Consider the following 12,976-nt stretch of genomic DNA (forward strand, 5'->3'; position numbering starts at 1 on the left):
GGGTGCCCTTGCACCCGGATCCGTCCCCAGGACGCAAGGTGGGGTCAGGCGGGGTCGAGGCGGGCGACGACGCCGTCGAGGGACAGCACGTAGACCTCGCCGGCGGCATCGGTGTCGACCGACACGACGGTGGCGGCGGCGTCGTCGAGGACGGCCGTCTCGGCGACGGTGTCGCCGTCGAGGCGGATGGCCGACAGCCCCGGCTTGCAGAAGTCACCGAACAGGTAGGCCCCGGCGAGGTCGGGGATTGCTTCGCCCCGGTAGAGGGCGCCCCCGGACACCGAGCACCACCCGTCGGCGTGCGCCATCTCGAAGACCGGTCCGACCAGCGGCCCGTCGGCCAGCCGGCGGTCGGGGAACTTCTCGTCGGAGCCCTCGAACCGGCTCCAGCCCAGGTTGGCACCGAGGATGGCGCCGGCGGGCAGCCGGTCGATCTCCTCCAGGGCGTTCTGGCCCACGTCCGCGATCCAGAGGTCGCCGGTCGCGCGGTCGAACCGCATGCGCCACGGGTTGCGCAGGCCGAGGAGGGCGATCTCGGGCCGGCCCCCGCCGTCGGAGGCATAGGGGTTGTCGGCGGGGATGCCGTAGGGCCGGTCCCCTTCAGGGCTGCTCGGGTCGATGCGCAGGACCTTGCCCAGCAGGTCGTCGGGGTCCTGGGCTCGCAGGTCGGGGTCGTCGCCCGAGCCGCCGTCGCCCAGACCGATCCACAGCAGCCCGTCCTCGTCGACCAGCAGCTCACCGCCGTTGTGGTTGGCGTAGGGCTGGTCGACGGTCAGGAGGTCGACCCGCGAACCGGGGTCGGCGACGGCGCCGTCCATGGTGAAGGCGGCGATGCGGGTCTCGCCGTCGGTCCCGCTGTGGTGGACGTAGAGCGTGGCCCCGTCGGGGGCGAAGGCCAGCCCCAGCAGCCCCTGCTCGCCCCCGGAGCGGGTGACCGAGGTGAGGTCGAGGGCCGTGGTCACCTCGGCGTCGGGCGCGGTGGACGGGTCGACGGTCACGACCCGGCCCCCCTGCTCGGCGACGTACAGCAGGTCGGAGCCCGGGCGGGGCACGAGCTTGGTCGGCTGATCGAGCTCGACGATCGGGGTCAGGACGACCGCGACCTCGCCCAGGAGCCCGGGTGCGGCCTCGCCGGTCGTGGTCGAGGGCCCGGTCGTCGCCGGGGTGGTGGTGGAGTCCTCCGTCGGCGGGGTCGTCGGCGCCCGGCCCTCGACCTCGGCGCCCCGCTCGGGCGGCTCGGTCTGCTCGTCGTCGCCGCACGCCCCGAGGGCGAGCACCAGCAGCGCCGCCCCCAGGAGGGCGCACGCCCGGCGGCCGGTCACCGGGCCGCAGGCTCCAGCGGGCGGATCAGCCCCTCCTGCACGACCGAGGCGACGAGGGCGCCGGCCCGGTCGAAGAACAGGCCCCGGGCGATGCCCCGCCCGCCCGAGGCCGAGGGCGTGTCCTGGGCGTAGAGGAGCCACTCGTCGGCCCGGAACGGCCGGTGGAACCACATGGCGTGGTCGAGGCTGGCCATCATCACGTCGTTCTCCACGAACGAGCGACCGTGGGGGAACAGGGTGGTGTCGAGCAGGGTCATGTCCGACGCGTAGGTCACCACGCAGGTGTGGAGCACGGGGTCGTCGGGGAGCGTCCCGTCGGCCCGCATCCACACCCGGTTGTGGGGCGGCAGCGGCTCCCGGCGGGCCGAGGGCACGCCGTCGACGTAGCGCATGTCGATGGGGCGGGGCCGCTCCAGCCACGCCCGGCCCTGCTCGCTCCGGCCCATGATCGGCGCCCACCGGGTGGTGAAGTCGGGGAGCGACTCGGGGTCGGGCACGTCGCTCGGCATGGGCGCACCGTGGTCGTAGCCCTCCTCGGCCACGTGGAACGACGCCGACAGGTTGAAGATGGGCTTGCCGTGCTGGATGGCCACGACTCGCCGGGTGGTGAACGACCGGCCGTCCCGGATCCGGTCGACCTCGTAGAGGATCGGCACCGTCGGGTCGCCGGGGCGGAGGAAGTAGGCGTGGAGCGAGTGGACGTGGCGGTCGGCCCCGACGGTCCGGGCCGCGGCCACCAGGGCCTGGCCCGCGACCTGCCCACCGAACACCCGCTGCAGGTCGACGTCGGGGCTCGTGCCCCGGAACAGGTTGACCTCGATGGGCTCCAGGTCGAGCACCGCCACCAGGTCGTCGACCGCCTCCTGCTGCACGGCGTCGATCATGGCAGGCCGGCGCTCCGGTACCGTCGCCGGCCATGCCCTCGACCCCGCACCGCGCCTTCCCCGCCGGCTTCACGTGGGGCACGGCCACCGCCGCCCACCAGATCGAGGGCGGTTGCTGGAACAACGACTGGTGGCGATGGGAGCACACCGCCGGGTCGGGGTGCCGGGAGCCGAGCGGCGACGCCTGCGACTCGTGGCACCGCTGGGAGGACGACGCCGACGTGGTCGCCGACCTGGGCCTCGGGTCGTACCGCTTCTCGCTCGAGTGGAGCCGCATCCAGCCCGAGGCCGACGTCTGGTCGACGGCGACGCTGGACCGCTACGCCCGCCAGTGCGACGGCCTCGTGGCCCGGGGCCTCGACCCCGTCGTCACCTTCCACCACTTCACCACGCCGCGGTGGGTGGCCGACGCCGGCGGCTGGGAGAGCGACGAGACCGTCGACCGCTTCGCCGACTTCTGCGCCCGGGCCGCCGCCCACCTCGGTGCCGACCGGATCGCCCGGGCCTGCACCATCAACGAACCCAACATCGTCGGGGTGATGGGCTACCTGCTGAAGGCCTTCCCTCCGGGCGTCGCCGACCGCGGCCGCGCCGACGACGTCCTCGACCGCTTCGTCGTCGCCCACCGGCGCGCGACCGAGGCCCTGCGGTCGGAGCTGGGCGCCACCCCGATCGGGCTGACGCTGGCCATGGCCGAGTGGACGGCGGTCGGCACCACCGACGACGAGCTCGAGCAGGCGCAGGGCCGGATGGAGCGCAACCGGGCCCGCATGGAGGACCGCTTCCTGGAGGCGGTGGGCGGAGACGACTTCCTCGGCGTCCAGGCCTACTCGCGCTACCGCTACGGGCCCGACGGCATGGTCGGCGGCGAGGACGGCGTCGAGACCCTCGTGATGGGCTACGAGTACTGGCCCCAGGCGCTGGAGGCCACCCTCCGCCGGGCCTGGGCGGTCACCGGGGGTCGGGTCCCGCTCCTCGTCACCGAGAACGGGATCGCCACCGAGGACGACGAGCAGCGCATCCGGTACGTCCACGCCGCCCTCGAGGGTGTGCAGCGCTGCCTGGCCGACGGCATCGACGTCGGCGGCTACACGTACTGGAGCCTGCTCGACAACTTCGAGTGGGCCTTCGGCTACGAGCCCCGCTTCGGCCTGGTCGAGGTCGACCGGACGACGTTCGCCCGCACCCCCAAGCCCAGCGCCCGGTGGTTCGGGGCGGTGGCCCGGGCCAACGCGCTGCCCCCGACGTGAGGTCGCGGGCTTCGGGACGACCGGGACACGCCGCTAACCTGCTCGGCTTGTGATCCTGACCCCTCGAGGCCTCCTGGAGCACAGCCGCACGGAGTCCGGGCGGCGGATGATCCGCTACGCGTCGACGTCGCTGATCATGGTCGCGCTCACGCAGATCTCGATCGTCGCGTTCGTGCAAGGTGTCGGCTGGGACGCTGTCCCGTCGAACCTGGCGTCGACGATGCTCGTGTCGATCCCCGCCTTCCTCACCAACAAGTACTGGGTGTGGGGCAAGTCGGGTCGGGCCCGCATCCGGCGCGAGGTCATCCCGTTCTGGGTGTTCACCGTGGCGGGCTGGGGCCTGTCGACCTTCGCCGTGGCCCTCGCCGCCGACAACACCAAGGAGGACACCCTCTTCCACCTGGTGGCCGTCCTGGTGGCGAGCATCGCCGGCTTCGGCGTGCTGTGGGTGCTGAAGTACCTCTTCCTCGACAAGCTCATGTTCGGTCCCGACCACCACACGCCCTACGACGAGGACTACGAGGTCGAGGAAGCCGTCGTCGATGCTCGCGCCGCCGGCGCCACCGAGATCTAGCGACGGCTCAGCACGCGAACCCGTCCCGGCGGACGCGCTCGCGGTCCGCGGCATCGGGGAAGTGCCGGTCGACGGCCGCGTCGAGCAGGGCGAGCTGCTCCGCCAGGGGTGCCCAGCGCTCGTCGTCGACGACGGTGCGGAGGTCGGCGATCATCATCCGCATCTTCCGCTGGACCTGCGGGTCGCCGCCGCCGTAGAGCCGGATCTCGTCGCAGGCCAGGGCGACCAGGGCCTCCCACCCCGCCACCGGCAGCACCAGGCGCAGGGCGCCGGTCGCGTCGCGGTGGTAGCCGGAGGGGGCGGGCGCCACGGCGACCCGCCGCAGCAGGTCGTGGATCCGGTCGAGGACCTGGACGGCGGTGGTGGGGTCGTTCACCGCCGGCGAGAGGGCCTTCTCGGCGATGTCCACCAGCTGGCGGAAGCCGAAGGCGACGTCCTGGGTCATGGTCCGCTCGCGGTGCAGCCCGATGTGGACCAGGACGTCCCGTTCGGTGAGGGGCGGGGCCTGGCCGTCGTCGCCCCAGACCTCGGCCAGCGGCGACCCCGAGGGGACGAACTGGCCCATGTGGGGGACGAGCCGGATGAGGCTGCGGTGCCGGGCGGCGAGGGCGACGAGGTCGTCCTCGTCGACGGTGGTGATGGCCCCAGGGGCCCGTTCGCTGGTCAGCACCAGGTCGGCCGGCCGGTCGGGGACCTCGGCCGGCACGGGCGGCTCGCTCGGCACGTGGACCTCCCGGATGGCGGCGCGGGTCTCGGCCGCGACCTGGTCGATGATCGACACGATCCGGATGGCGTGCACGACGTGGTCGACGTAGTACACGAAGGTCCCCAAGGCCACCAGGACCAGGAGGAACGCCACCGTGATCGACAGGCGGGGCACGGTGGCGTCGGCCCCGTCGGGGTCGAGGAGGCGCAGCACCACCAGGGCGTAGACGAAGACGCTGACGAAGATGCCCAGGGCCACCTTGGTCCCGGTGTCGCGGAAGAAGGTGCGCAGGACGCGGGGCGAGAACTGCTGGCTGGCGAGCTGGAGGGCGACCACCGTGACCGAGATGACGAGGCTGGTGAAGGTCACGATGGAGGTGGCGATGGTGGCCAGCAGCGTCTGGGCCGCTGACGGGTCCCCGTCGTAGAGCAGGTCGAGGTCCGCGTCGACCAGGGCGTCATCGACCGCGCCGAGGGCGAGGGCGAGCACGATCGCGGCCAGGACGAAGGCGGTGGGGATGACGAGCAGCCCGTTGCGGATCGCCTCCCGCCGCTGGGCGACGCGCACGTCGTGGTCGGGGGGGACAGATGGGCGCTCGGGGACCTCCACGGCGTCGCAGGCTAGGGAACCGGTCCCGTAGGGTCGTCCCCCGTGCCCGACGCCCACCCCACGCTCCCGGCCGACCTGCGCGCCGCGGCCCTCGCGGCGCGGGGGTTCATGCCCCCCGACGAGGGCGACGCGCTGCACGAGGCGGCCGTCCGGGCCGGCGCCGAGGTGCCCGGGGCCCCGTTCCTCGAGGTCGGGTCGTACTGCGGGCGCTCGACGATCTGGCTGGGTGCCGCCGCCCGGGCCTGCGGGACGACGCTGCTGGCCGTCGACCACCACCGCGGGTCGGAGGAGAACCAGGCCGGCTGGGACCACCACGAGCCGGACCTGGTCGACCCCCGCACGGGCCGGATGGACACCCTGCCGGTGTTCCGGCGGACCGTCTTCGACGCCGGGCTGGAGGATGTGGTGGTCGCCCTGGTGGGGCTGTCGCCGACGGTGGCGTCGGTGTGGTCGACGCCGCTGGCGTTCCTCTTCATCGACGGCGGCCACGGCGTGGAGCCGGCCCGGGCCGACTACGTCGGCTGGACGCCGCACGTCGCCCTCGGCGGCACCCTCGCCATCCACGACGTCTTCCCCGACCCGGCCGACGGCGGCCGTCCGCCCTACGAGGAGATCTACCTCCCGGCCCTCGCCAGCGGCCGCTTCACCGAACGCTCCGCCACCGGCAGCCTGAGGATCCTCACCCGCACCGCCTGACCAACCTTGTCCGGAAGTCCCCCTCTGTGGCCGGGTTCCGGACAACGTTCGCAGGAGGCCGTCCAACCTTGTCCGGAAGTCCCCCTCTGTGGCCGGGTTCCGGACAACGTTCGCAGGGGCTAGGTCGTCGGGGTGTAGCCGGGGCGGCCGGCGGCGTCCCACTCCTCCCAGAAGGCGACGAACTCGTCGCCGAGGAAGGGGTCCTCGCCGCGGAGGGCGATGCCGCCCCGGCGGATCGTCCAGTCCCACGGGGCCAGCTCGACGGCCCGGCGGAGGTGGGCGACGGCGGCCTCGGCGTGGCCCTCGCCGTGGAGGTGGGCGGCGAGGCGGCGCTCGGCCAGGGCCAGCTGCTCGTCGGGCGTGCGGGGGGCGGGCGAATCGGCGACGCCCGCCGGCAGCTCGCCGTCGCGCACCCACCGCCGCAGGGCGTCGTGGTGCGTGGCCGGGTCGATCTGGGTGAAGTCCCGGAACTGGTCGTCGCCGGGGGCGATGGTGGGCGGCTTGACGATGCGCCCCTCCTCGTCGACCCACACGACGCTGGGCACGTTGGTGATGCCGTAGCGCTCGGCGGTGACGTGGGCGGTGTCGACGACGACCGGGTACCCGGGGGCGGCCGCCTCGATCCAGGGACGGGAGTCCTCGGGCGTGGCGTCGAGGGCGACCGAGAACACGGCCAGACCCTCGGCGCCGAGCTCGTCCTGGATGGCCTGCCAGGCGGCCAGCTCGTGGCGGCACCCGCACCACGAGGCCCACGTCACCAGGACCCGCTTGCGCCCGGCCAGGTCGCCGAAGCGCCGGGTCGCCCCGTCGACCGTCGGCAGGTCGAGCTCGGGGGCGACGTCGCCCACGCCGGCGGACCCCTGGTCCGCTCGGTGGGCGAGGGCGGCGGCGCCGTGCTCGGCGTCGACGGCGAGGGGCAGGCCGAGGGCCGCCGCCCACTCGGCCAGGTCGATCCGCCCGTCGTCGCGCCGGACGGGTCGGCCCAGCAGGGGGACGCAGGTGTCGTCGCGGCACAGGCCCTCGGGCTTGAGCGTCCAGCCCGTGGCCCCGGCCAGGGCCTCGGCGTCGACCGCCTCGACGTCGCCGGGCAGGTCGTGGCGGCCGCCGTCGGCGTCGAGGAGGATCATCGCCGCACCCTAGAACCGGTTCTACCCGTGTGCCGATCGGACCACGATGGCCCGGCGCCTCGTGGTCCTCAGATGGAGCGGCCGGCGGCGTCCCAGTACTCGTCCTTGAGCAGGCGCTTGTAGAGCTTGCCGGTGGGGTGGCGGGGCAGCTCGGGGCGGAAGTCGACCGAGCGGGGGCACTTCACGTCGGCCAGGTGCTCGCGGCAGTAGGCGATCAGCTCGCGCTCCAGCTCCGGCCCGGCGTCGTCGGCCGAGAGGGGCTGGACGACCGCCTTGACCTCCTCGCCGAAGTCCTCGTTGGGGACGCCGAAGACGGCCACGTCGGCCACCTTGGGGTGCATGGCCAGGACGTTCTCGGCCTCCTGGGGGTACACGTTCACGCCGCCGGTGATGATCATGTACGCCTTGCGGTCGGTCAGGTAGAGGAAGCCGTCCTCGTCCAGCCGGCCCACGTCGCCGAGGGTCGTCCAGCCCTTGGGATGGCGGGAGGCCGCCGTCTTCTCGGGGTCGTTGTGGTACTCGAACTGGGCCGCGCTCTCGGCCCAGATCGTGCCGGGCTCGCCGACGGGCAGCTCGTTGCCCTCGTCGTCGCAGATGTGGAGGGTGCCGAGGAGGTTCTGCCCCACGGTGCCCGGGTGGGCCAGCCACGCCTCGCTGTTGCAGTACACGAAGCAGTTGCCCTCGGTGCCGGCGTAGTACTCGTGCACCACCGGGCCGAACCAGTCGATGATCCGCCGCTTGACCTCCACCGGGCAGGGGGCGGCGGCGTGCACCATCATCTGCATCGAGCTGATGTCGTGCCGGCTGCGCTCCTCGTCGCTGAGCTTGAGCATGCGGATGAACATGGTGGGCACCCACTGGCTGTGGGTCACCTGGTACCGCTCGATGAGGGCCAGCGCCTCGAGGGCGTCGAAGTGCTCCATCACCACCGCGGTACCGCCGTCGCGGTGGACGGCCATCGTGAAGCGCAGCGGAGCGGCGTGGTACAGCGGCGCCGGGTTCAGGTACACCATGTCCTCGCCGTAGCCGAGCAGGCCCTCGGCCAGCATCTGGAGGGCGGGCTTGGTGCCGAGGGGGGCGCCGGGGAGCGGGAGCTGCACGCCCTTGGGCCGGCCCGTCGTGCCCGAGCTGTAGAGCATGTCCATGCCCTCGACCCGGTCGGCGGCGGGCTCGGGCGAGGCCGAGGCGAGGGCGTCCTCGTAGGAGGTGAAGCCGTCGACGACGCCGTCGATCATCAGCCGGGCCTCGACGTTCGGCGTGTCGGCGATCGTGTCCCGGGCCAGGTCGGACAGCGCCGCCGAGGAGATGAACACCCGGGCCCCGCAGTCGTCGATGATGTAGCTCAGCTCGCCCGGCGTCAGACGGGACGAGGCGGCCGTGTAGTAGAGCCCGGCGTAGTGGCAGCCCCACGCCACCTCGAGGAACCGGATCTGGTTCTCGATGCAGAAGGCGACGTGGTCGCCGGGGACCAGGCCCAGCGACCCGAGCAGGTTGGCCAGCCGGGTGGCCCGCTCGTCGAGCTCGGCGTAGGTCAGCACCTCACCGCTGCCCGCCATGATCACGGCCGGCTTGTCAGGGGACGACTCGACGAAGGCACCAGGGAACGACATGGCCGGTGAACCTAGGCGGAACCTCGGCCCTCTTCACGAACCCAGGGGGCGTGGACCCAGCGGAGCTTGTCGGGGTTGAGGACCCAGCGGACGGCGACGACGCAGCCGTCGGCGACCTCGACCGTCCCGGCCAGGACGACCTCGTCGTCGACGAGGGCGAGGATCCCGGGCTCGCCGTTGAGGTCGACGATCTCCACCCGGCGCCCGGGGCCCAGGGCGCGGGGACCGATGGACCGGAGGAAGCGGACGATGCGGTCCCGGCCCTGGATCGGTCGGCGGGCCGCCTTGGTGGCCCGCCCGCCGTCGGACACCATCACGGCGTCGGCGGCCAGCACGGCGACGAGCCCGTCCACGTCGCCCTGGCGGGCGGCGGCCAGGAACCGCTCCAGCACCCGGCGGTGCTCGTCGCGGGCGACGGTCCGGCGGGGGCGGCCGGCCTCGACGCGCGCCCGCGCCCGGGCCACGATCTGGCGGCACGCCGGCTCGGAGCGATCGAGCACGGCCGCCACCTCGTCGTAGCCGTAGCCGAACACCTCCCGCAGGAGGAACGCCGCCCGCTCGACCGGGCCCAGCGCCTCCAGCACCGAGAGCATGGCGAACGACAGCGAGTCGGCGACCTCGGCCGCCTCGGCCCCGTCCTCCAGGGCCTCGCTGACCGGCTCGGGCAGCCACGGGCCGAGGTACTCCTCGCGCTGGACCCGGGCCAGGCGCAGGTGGTCGATCGAGAGCCGGGTGGCGACGGTGGTCACGAACGCCTCCGGGGAGCGCAGCTCCTCCTGCTCGGCCGCCATCGCCACCCGGACCAGGGCCTCCTGGGCCAGGTCCTCGGCCTCGGTCCGGCTCCCCACCATGCGGTACGCCACCGTGGTGGCGACGTGGCGCAGGCCGTCGAGGTCGAGATCCTGGCTCACGCCGCAGCCGTCGCCGACTCGAGCGGCGGCGTGGGGGCGTGGGCGGTGACGGCGAGCCGGTTCCAGACGTTGATGGTGGCGATGGCGACCACCAGGTCGGCGGCGCCGGCGAGCCCGTGGTGGGTGACGGCCTCGTCCCACACCGCGTCGGTGACGCCGTGCTCGCCCAGGCGCGTCACCTCGTCGGTCAGGGCGAAGGCGGCCCGCTCGGCCGGGCTGAAGAAGGCCGACTCCCGCCAGGCGGCGACGGCCATGATCCGGCGGGTGTCCTCGCCCCGCGTCCCGAGGTCGGTGCTGTGCATGTCGACGCAGAACGAGCAGCCGTTGATGATCGAGGCGCGCAGCTTCACCATGTCGTAGAGGATGTCGTCGCCCACCGCCTTCCGGGCCGTCTGCTCCAGGGCATAGATCGCCTTGAAGGCGTCGGGGGTGTCGGTCTGCAGGTCGAACCGTGGGTCCATGGGGAGCCTCCTCGCTCAGGGGAGCCCGGCTGGCTCCCTCTCACCATCGACGACGGATGAGCGCCTCGGTCTGTGACAGCCCATCGGAGCACACGGGCTGCGGCCCCGCCCCCGACGCGTCAGAGGACGTTCTGCTCCAACCAGGCGGCGACGCCGTCGTCGGCGTTGGTGCCGGTGACGTGGTCGGCCGCCTCGATGACCGAGGGGTGGGCGTCGCCCATGGCCACGCCGGTGCCGGCCCAGGCGAGCATGGCGAGGTCGTTGCGGGCGTCGCCGAAGGCCACCACCCGCTCGGGCGGGATGCCCCGCTCGTCGCACAGCAGGGCCAGCGTCGTGGCCTTGTCGACTCCGGGTGCGGAGACCTCGACCAGCTGGAGGCCGCCGCTCGCCGTCACCTCGGCGATGTCGCCGACGGCCTCGGTGGCGCCGTCGATGAAGGCGTCGCCCTCGGTGCCCGGCACCTTCATGAGGACCTTGGCCGCCGGCCGGACGACCAGCTCCTCGGCGGGGCCGACGTGCTCGCCGGCCAGGGCTCGGGGGATGGTCTCGGCCCACGCCGGCTCGATGGCCACGCCGTCGGCGAACTCCACGGCGAAGTGGCCCTCGGGGTGGAGGGCCCGCAGCCGGCGGACGACCTCGGCGGCGGCGTCGGGGGCCAGGGCCCGCTCGACCACGACCTCCTCGGTCTGGAGGTCGACCACCAGGGCCCCGTTGGAGCAGATGGCCAGGCCCGGCCCGATGTCGATGGCGTGGACCCAGCGGGGCGGCCGGCCGGTGACGGCGACGACCTCCACCCCGTCGGCTCGCAGCCGGTCGAGGACGGTGCGGGTCCGCTCGGTGATCGACCCGAGGTCGACGCGGTCGGCACGCTGACCGTCCCGGCGCCGGACGGGCGGCTGGAGGAGCGTCCCGTCCAGGTCCGACGCGACCAGCTGCACATCGAGGGTCATGGCGCGCTCGTCGAACGTTGGACGGCAACCGCACCATGCTGCGGCGTCTCGTCCAAGGTTCGGCTCCTAGGCGGGGACGTCGGACAGGCCGGGGAGGGCGGCGTCGTGGTCGACGAACAGCCCGGACGCGGCCGAGCAGCCGCCCAGGGCGTCGGCGGCCAGCACGACGGTGGCGGCGGTGTAGGTCGACTGCTCCCCGCCGGGGAAGTGGTCCTCCTGCGGGTACACGGTGCCGGTCCAGTACCGGCCACCGGGCTCGCGGTACTGCTGGGCCCAGGCGAACAGCGTCGTGGCCGTCTCCCGCTCACCGACGGCCAGGTGGGCCATCGAGCACTCGAGCGTCTCGGCCACGGTGACCCAGGGGCGGTCGGACACGCAGCGGACGCCCCGGCCCTCCATCACGAAGGTCGCGTAGCGGTGGGCCAGGCGCTCCCGGCCGGCGTCGCCGAGGAGGGCGCCGCCGAGGATCGGGTAGTACCAGTCCATCGCCCACCGGTGCTTGGGGGCGAAGGCGTCGGGCTCGGTGCGGATCACGTGGGCCAGCCGGCTGGCGGCCTGGATCCAGTGGGGCCGCTCGTGACCGAGCTCGGTGGCCACGGCGGCGGCGCAGCGCAGGCTGTGGCAGATGCTCGACGAGCCGGTGAGGAGGGCGAAGGACCACGGCGTGCCGTCGGCGTGGCGGGCCCACAGGATCTCCCCCCGCTCGGTCTGGAGCTCGAGCACGAACCCGATGGCGGCGTCGACGACCGGCCACAGGGCCTCGAGGAAGCCACGGTCGCTGGTGAGGAGCCAGTGGTGCCAGGCGCCGGCGGCGATGTAGGCGATGACGTTGGCGTCGAGCTTGTCCTGCTCGATGGAGTCCTCGAGGTAGTACTGGTGCCACGACCCGTCGGGGCGCTGGAGGTCGACCAGCCACTGGTAGGCGCGCTCGGCCTCGGGGATGCGGCCGCCCAGGGCCAGGGCCATGGCCGCCTCGACGTGGTTCCACGGGTCGGCGTGGCCGCCCGGGTACCACGGGATCATCCCGTTGGGGAGCTGCCACTCGGCGATGGCGTCGACCGTCTCCTGCGTCTCGGCGCTGGTGAGCAGGCCGGGGACCTCAGGCGCGGGCATCGGCCATCTCCCTCGTGGTGTGGGGTGCCGTCACCGGCACGGGCTTGCGGGCGTAGACCACCAGGCTCTTGCCCAGGACGGGGTTCAGGAGCCGCTCGGTCCAGCGGGTGGTCCTGGGGGCCTTGGTGATGTCCCACACCAGGAGGCGGTGGTACGCCTTCACCAGCGGGTGGTCGTCGTTGGTCGGCCCGACGGCGCACTTCAGCCACCAGTACGGCGAGTGGAGGGCGTGGGCGTGGTGGCTGTCGCCGGGGCGGAACCCGGCGGCGCGCATCTTGGCGCGCAGCTCGGGCTCGCCGAAGATCCGCACGTGCCCGCCGGGGACGAACGGCGCGTGGTACTCCTCCGACAGCCGCCAGCACACCTTCTCGGGGAACCAGGTCGGGACCGTGGCCGCCAGACGGCCGCCGGGCTTGAGGATCCGGAACAGCTCGCGCAGGGCGGCCTCGTCGTCGGGGATGTGCTCGAGCACCTCGGAGCAGATGATGCGGTCGAAGGTGTCGTCGGGGAACGGCAGCCGTGTCCCGTCGCCGTTGACTGCGACCCCCATGGCGTGGGGACGGGTCCCGGCCTCGCCGCTCTCCTTCATGGCCCCGAACAGGCCCATGACCTCGGGCAGCTCGTCGAAGCCGTAGTCCAGGGCCACCACCCGGGCCCCGCGCCGGAAGGCCTCGAAGGCGTGCCGCCCGGCCCCCGCCCCCATGTCGAGGACGAGGTCACCCGGCTCGAGGCGCAGGCGTGCATAGTCGACGGTCAGCATCGG

General features: G+C 73.5%; 13 protein-coding genes. 3 read left to right on the plus strand and 10 right to left on the minus strand.

Translation table 11 applies throughout. The annotated features are described in order from the left end of the window. Positions 1–44: 44 nt before the first annotated feature. Positions 45–1,322, minus strand: a complete 1,278-nt coding sequence (locus HC251_RS04055) for a sorbosone dehydrogenase family protein (protein ID WP_219944040.1) — start codon at positions 1,320–1,322, stop codon at positions 45–47. Continuing rightward, on the minus strand, positions 1,319–2,206 hold the full coding sequence (gene tesB, locus HC251_RS04060; RefSeq protein ID WP_219944041.1) for an acyl-CoA thioesterase II: 888 nt from the start codon (positions 2,204–2,206) through the stop codon (positions 1,319–1,321). Before tesB ends, HC251_RS04055 begins: the two co-directional genes overlap by 4 nt. Positions 2,207–2,238: 32 nt before the next feature. On the opposite strand from tesB, the gene HC251_RS04065 reads away from it, so the two are divergent. Continuing rightward, entirely contained in the window at positions 2,239–3,456 is a 1,218-nt protein-coding gene (locus HC251_RS04065) for a glycoside hydrolase family 1 protein (RefSeq protein WP_219944042.1), read from the plus strand. Positions 3,457–3,505: 49 nt separating this feature from the next. Then, positions 3,506–4,030, plus strand: a complete 525-nt coding sequence (locus HC251_RS04070; RefSeq protein ID WP_219944043.1) for a GtrA family protein — start codon at positions 3,506–3,508, stop codon at positions 4,028–4,030. Between the two features lie 7 nt (positions 4,031–4,037). Here the strand turns inward: HC251_RS04070 and HC251_RS04075 are convergent, their stop codons facing one another. After that, complete coding sequence (locus HC251_RS04075) at positions 4,038–5,345, minus strand: DUF2254 domain-containing protein (protein WP_219944044.1); 1,308 nt, start codon at positions 5,343–5,345, stop codon at positions 4,038–4,040. 108 nt (positions 5,346–5,453) lie between these two features. On the opposite strand from HC251_RS04075, the gene HC251_RS04080 reads away from it, so the two are divergent. Further along, positions 5,454–6,041 (plus strand): class I SAM-dependent methyltransferase, encoded by a 588-nt coding sequence (locus HC251_RS04080; protein WP_219945615.1) that lies wholly within the window; start codon positions 5,454–5,456, stop codon positions 6,039–6,041. Between the two features lie 119 nt (positions 6,042–6,160). Here HC251_RS04080 and HC251_RS04085 read toward each other — a convergent pair whose 3' ends face one another. The 7 genes from HC251_RS04085 to HC251_RS04115 all read right to left on the minus strand — a co-directional run bounded on the left by HC251_RS04085 (position 6,161) and on the right by HC251_RS04115 (position 12,973). Next, on the minus strand, positions 6,161–7,168 hold the full coding sequence (locus HC251_RS04085) for a TlpA disulfide reductase family protein (protein ID WP_219944045.1): 1,008 nt from the start codon (positions 7,166–7,168) through the stop codon (positions 6,161–6,163). A 68-nt stretch (positions 7,169–7,236) separates the two neighbouring features. Further along, positions 7,237–8,778: an AMP-binding protein gene (locus tag HC251_RS04090; protein ID WP_219944046.1), complete on the minus strand. Its 1,542-nt coding sequence runs from the start codon at positions 8,776–8,778 to the stop codon at positions 7,237–7,239. Between the two features lie 11 nt (positions 8,779–8,789). After that, positions 8,790–9,689 (minus strand): RNA polymerase sigma factor SigJ, encoded by a 900-nt coding sequence (sigJ, locus tag HC251_RS04095; protein ID WP_219944047.1) that lies wholly within the window; start codon positions 9,687–9,689, stop codon positions 8,790–8,792. Then, positions 9,686–10,150 (minus strand): carboxymuconolactone decarboxylase family protein, encoded by a 465-nt coding sequence (locus tag HC251_RS04100; RefSeq protein WP_219944048.1) that lies wholly within the window; start codon positions 10,148–10,150, stop codon positions 9,686–9,688. The genes sigJ and HC251_RS04100 overlap by 4 nt, the downstream gene beginning before the upstream one ends. 119 nt (positions 10,151–10,269) lie before the next feature. Further along, the gene (locus HC251_RS04105; protein ID WP_219944049.1) at positions 10,270–11,100 is read right to left on the minus strand and encodes a Cof-type HAD-IIB family hydrolase; all 831 of its coding nucleotides are present in this window, start codon (positions 11,098–11,100) and stop codon (positions 10,270–10,272) included. Positions 11,101–11,166: 66 nt separating this feature from the next. Next, complete coding sequence (locus HC251_RS04110) at positions 11,167–12,213, minus strand: hypothetical protein (protein ID WP_219944050.1); 1,047 nt, start codon at positions 12,211–12,213, stop codon at positions 11,167–11,169. Next, positions 12,200–12,973, minus strand: coding sequence for a class I SAM-dependent methyltransferase (locus HC251_RS04115; protein ID WP_219944051.1), 774 nt, complete (start codon positions 12,971–12,973; stop codon positions 12,200–12,202). The genes HC251_RS04110 and HC251_RS04115 overlap by 14 nt, the downstream gene beginning before the upstream one ends. Between the last annotated feature and the right edge of the window lie 3 nt (positions 12,974–12,976).

This window comes from Iamia sp. SCSIO 61187, assembly GCF_019443745.1.
GTDB lineage: Bacteria > Actinomycetota > Acidimicrobiia > Acidimicrobiales > Iamiaceae > Iamia.

Excerpts from the sequence above, each read along its gene's own strand:
- HC251_RS04085 (WP_219944045.1), bottom strand. The coding sequence starts at position 7,168 with ATGATCCTCCTCGACGCCGACGGCGGCCGCCACGACCTGCCCGGCGAC.
- HC251_RS04105 (WP_219944049.1), bottom strand. The coding sequence starts at position 11,100 with ATGACCCTCGATGTGCAGCTGGTCGCGTCGGACCTGGACGGGACGCTC.
- HC251_RS04110 (WP_219944050.1), bottom strand. The coding sequence starts at position 12,213 with ATGCCCGCGCCTGAGGTCCCCGGCCTGCTCACCAGCGCCGAGACGCAG.
- HC251_RS04115 (WP_219944051.1), bottom strand. The coding sequence starts at position 12,973 with ATGCTGACCGTCGACTATGCACGCCTGCGCCTCGAGCCGGGTGACCTC.
- HC251_RS04090 (WP_219944046.1), bottom strand. The coding sequence starts at position 8,778 with ATGTCGTTCCCTGGTGCCTTCGTCGAGTCGTCCCCTGACAAGCCGGCC.
- HC251_RS04080 (WP_219945615.1), top strand. The coding sequence starts at position 5,454 with ATGCCCCCCGACGAGGGCGACGCGCTGCACGAGGCGGCCGTCCGGGCC.
- HC251_RS04065 (WP_219944042.1), top strand. The coding sequence starts at position 2,239 with ATGCCCTCGACCCCGCACCGCGCCTTCCCCGCCGGCTTCACGTGGGGC.
- tesB (WP_219944041.1), bottom strand. The coding sequence starts at position 2,206 with ATGATCGACGCCGTGCAGCAGGAGGCGGTCGACGACCTGGTGGCGGTG.
- HC251_RS04100 (WP_219944048.1), bottom strand. The coding sequence starts at position 10,150 with ATGGACCCACGGTTCGACCTGCAGACCGACACCCCCGACGCCTTCAAG.